1 protein-coding gene and 1 pseudogene are annotated in these 3447 nt (G+C 55.2%); one reads left to right on the top strand and one right to left on the bottom strand.

Annotation, left to right across the window (positions count from 1 at the left end):
- Positions 1-1758 (top strand): efflux RND transporter permease subunit (locus AC1DRJ_RS21990; protein WP_477803999.1); only part of this gene is annotated, 1758 nt, incomplete at its 5' end.
- Positions 1759-2605: 847 nt separating this feature from the next.
- On the opposite strand, the pseudogene AC1DRJ_RS21995 reads toward AC1DRJ_RS21990, so the two are convergent.
- Positions 2606-3064 (bottom strand): annotated as a pseudogene (locus AC1DRJ_RS21995) (ParA family protein); the annotation flags it as partial.
- Positions 3065-3447: the final 383 nt, after the last annotated feature.

Consider the following 3447-nt stretch of genomic DNA (forward strand, 5'->3'; position numbering starts at 1 on the left):
GCCCGGGAAATCGCCATGCCGGTGGTGTCCATGACCATCACCCTGGCGGCGGTCTACGCGCCGATTGGCTTCCTGACGGGGCTCACGGGGGCGCTATTCAAAGAGTTTGCCCTGACGCTGGCCGGGGCGGTGGTGATCTCCGGGGTCATTGCACTGACCTTGTCACCGATGATGTGCGCACTGCTGCTGCGTCACGATGAAAACCCCAGCGGCCTGGCCCATCGCCTGGATCTGATTTTCGAAAGCCTCAAGCGCCGTTATCAAAGCATGCTTCACGGCACCCTCAACACCCGGCCGGTGGTGCTGGTGTTCGCGGTGATTGTGCTATGCCTGATTCCGGTACTGCTCAAGTTCACCAAGTCGGAGCTGGCACCGGACGAGGACCAGGGCATCATTTTCATGCTGGCCAACGCTCCGCAACCGACCAACCTCGACTACCTGAACACCTACACCGACGAATTCATCACCATTTTCAAGTCGTTTCCCGAGTACTACTCCTCATTTCAAATCAACGGGTTCAACGGCGTGCAATCGGGGATTGGCGGTTTCCTGCTCAAACCTTGGAATGAACGCGACCGCACGCAGATGGCAATCCTGCCCGAGGTCCAGCGCAAACTGGAGGGTATTTCCGGCTTGCAGATCTTCGGCTTCAACCTGCCCTCCCTGCCCGGCACCGGCGAGGGGCTGCCGTTCCAGTTCGTCATCAATACGGCCAACGATTACGAGTTGCTGCTGCAAGTGATGGACCGAGTGAAAAAGCGCGCAATGGAGTCCGGCAAGTTCGCCTTCGTCGACGTCGACCTGGCTTTCGACAAACCGGAAGTGGTGGTCGATATCGACCGCGCCAAAGCCGCGCAGATGGGTGTGTCGATGCAAGACCTGGGCGGAACGCTGGCGACCTTGCTGGGTGAGGCGGAAATCAACCGTTTCACCATCGAGGGTCGCAGTTACAAGGTCATTGCGCAGGTTGAACGCCCGTTCCGGGATAACCCGGACTGGMTCAACAACTAYTACGTGAAGAACACCCAAGGCGAATTGTTGGCTCTGTCGACCCTGATWACCGTGACYGAYCGTGCSCGACCGCGRCAGTTGAACCAGTTCCAGCAACTCAATTCGGCCATYCTGTCAGGGGTGCCACTGGTCAGCATGGGCGAAGCCATCGATGTCGTGCGCCAGATCGCCCGGGARGAAGCSCCGGCGGGCTTCGCCGTCGACTATGCCGGCGCATCGCGGCAATACGTTCAGGARGGCAGCGCGCTGTGGGTGACCTTCGCCCTGGCACTGGCGATCATCTTCCTGGTACTGGCCGCGCAGTTTGAAAGCTTTCGCGAYCCGCTGGTRATTCTGGTGACYGTACCGCTRTCGATTTGCGGTGCGTTGATYCCRCTGTTCCTTGGCTGGTCGAGCATGAACATCTAYACCCAGGTCGGCCTGGTGACGCTGATCGGGCTGATCAGCAAGCACGGGATTCTGATCGTCGAGTTCGCCAACCTGCTCCGCAAGGAAAAGGGCCTGACGGCTCGCGAAGCGGTCGAGGAAGCGGCGGCCATTCGGCTTCGCCCAGTACTGATGACCACGGCAGCGATGGTGTTCGGCATGGTGCCCTTGATCATCGCCACGGGCGCGGGTGCGGTGAGCCGGTTTGATATCGGTATGGTGATCGCCACAGGGATGTCGATCGGTACGCTGTTTACCCTGTTCGTGTTGCCGTGCATCTATACCTTGCTGGCCAAACCCGACACCAAAGAACACACCTAACTCTCTGTAGGAGCAAGCTGGATCATTGGTACAAGGCCTACGCTGTACCGCATGACTACAGCCATCAGGGCGGCCACAGGCCGGACAATCYCTCTCYTCCCAMGGGCCAWGACACTGAAKGCGTTCAGCRACACCTGCACAAACAAGACAGCTCATGGGATCACCATTATTTTTAATAGTTTGTAGCTGATCCGTCTTTTTTCARCTGCTTTAATCTAATAACTCACCGCGYGTTCAATMACCTTGAAAAACGTCGGGCCCCGCAGGCCAAGAATGAAAATCTGGCCATTTAGCCGACAGCACAAATCTATGTAGCCACCTGGCCAGCCCCACCCAAAAGTGTTGAAGTGGACGCCTGTTGCGAAGTAATCATCTATAGATGAGGGTGAGAGATTGATTGATGCCATCTCACATCGATGACCCCAAGTCGTTCTGCAAACTCAACAATGGTTGAATAGGTCCCCTCCCAGTTCGACGGTCTTTCCCAAAGAACGGCGGCAGAATCAAACAGCGCGTAACACACTGCATCGTGCGAAGTAAGACAATTAGCGGGATGCTCAAACACCTTTCTTTGACCTTGGAAGCTGTAGCAAATCGTAAAAGTCATGACGCCCTCCAGCGAAAAAGGCAATTGGCCATCAGTACTGAGCATAGTCACTGAGCAGCAATTCATAGGGCAAAAAGTCACCGTTTATCGGGATGGCACCTTTACGGGATTGCTATGACAGCAACCTGTCTACCAAGGCAAAAATCCGATTCTCGATAATGAGCCTGGCCTCCCGTTCCCGTAGTAGCGGGGACGACCTGAAAGGTCGATTACGCCTGTTGCAACCCCTCTGTGATGAAGCTAAGCGACCCGCTCCAACGCATCCAGCAAGCCRAYAAATTCCAGCGAAAGCTTATGACGAGGGGCCAAATGGATGAGGGGGACTGACACTTCGTGAGATTCGCGCATCTTGAYGGAGCTGCTCAGGTAAACCGGTAGCACAGGTAAACCTTCWGCCAGCAGCTCATCAACGAGACTTTGRTGCAAGCCAGTGCGYCCAKYGAACTGATTAACCACCACCCCTTCCACYTTCAGTGATTCATTGTGATCACAACGTAGATCTTCTACCTCCGCGATGACGCGATGCAGCGCCTGACGGAAAAAGCTGGCGCAATCGAATGGGATCAGCAAACTGTCCGCAGCCACCAGTGCGCTGAAGGTGTAAAAGTTCAATGACGGAGGGGTATCGATATAAATGCGATCATAATCTTCCGACAGCTCTACCAGTAACCTGCGCAGCTTATTGATCTTGAACTTGCTCTAGGGTGGTGGCACTGGACTCACACCGACCCGCGAGGTCAGCAGGGCTTCGCAGTCCGTCGGAATGGCGCTCGTCAGCTACCTTATTCGCTCACTGCAGACTACAGTTTTGTTTCAGTTTTGAGTCAGTCGACATTTATCGTTTGTGTCAGTCCGAAGACGAGCACTACCCGCTCAACACAAAAAAAACTTAACTGTTCACGAGGATGGTGAGAAATGCATTCGACCCTGAACGTATCCCGCGCTCAAATGCGGGAAGCCGAACCGGTGTTAAAGCGTCTTGACCAGGAGATGGAGATGATCAACTTCGACCCTGCCGTCCCATCCAGCGTCGAATCAGCTACGCAACGGGTCATGGATATAATTGACGAACTCTTGGGTGG

This window comes from Pseudomonas sp. P5_B2, from assembly GCF_056400445.1.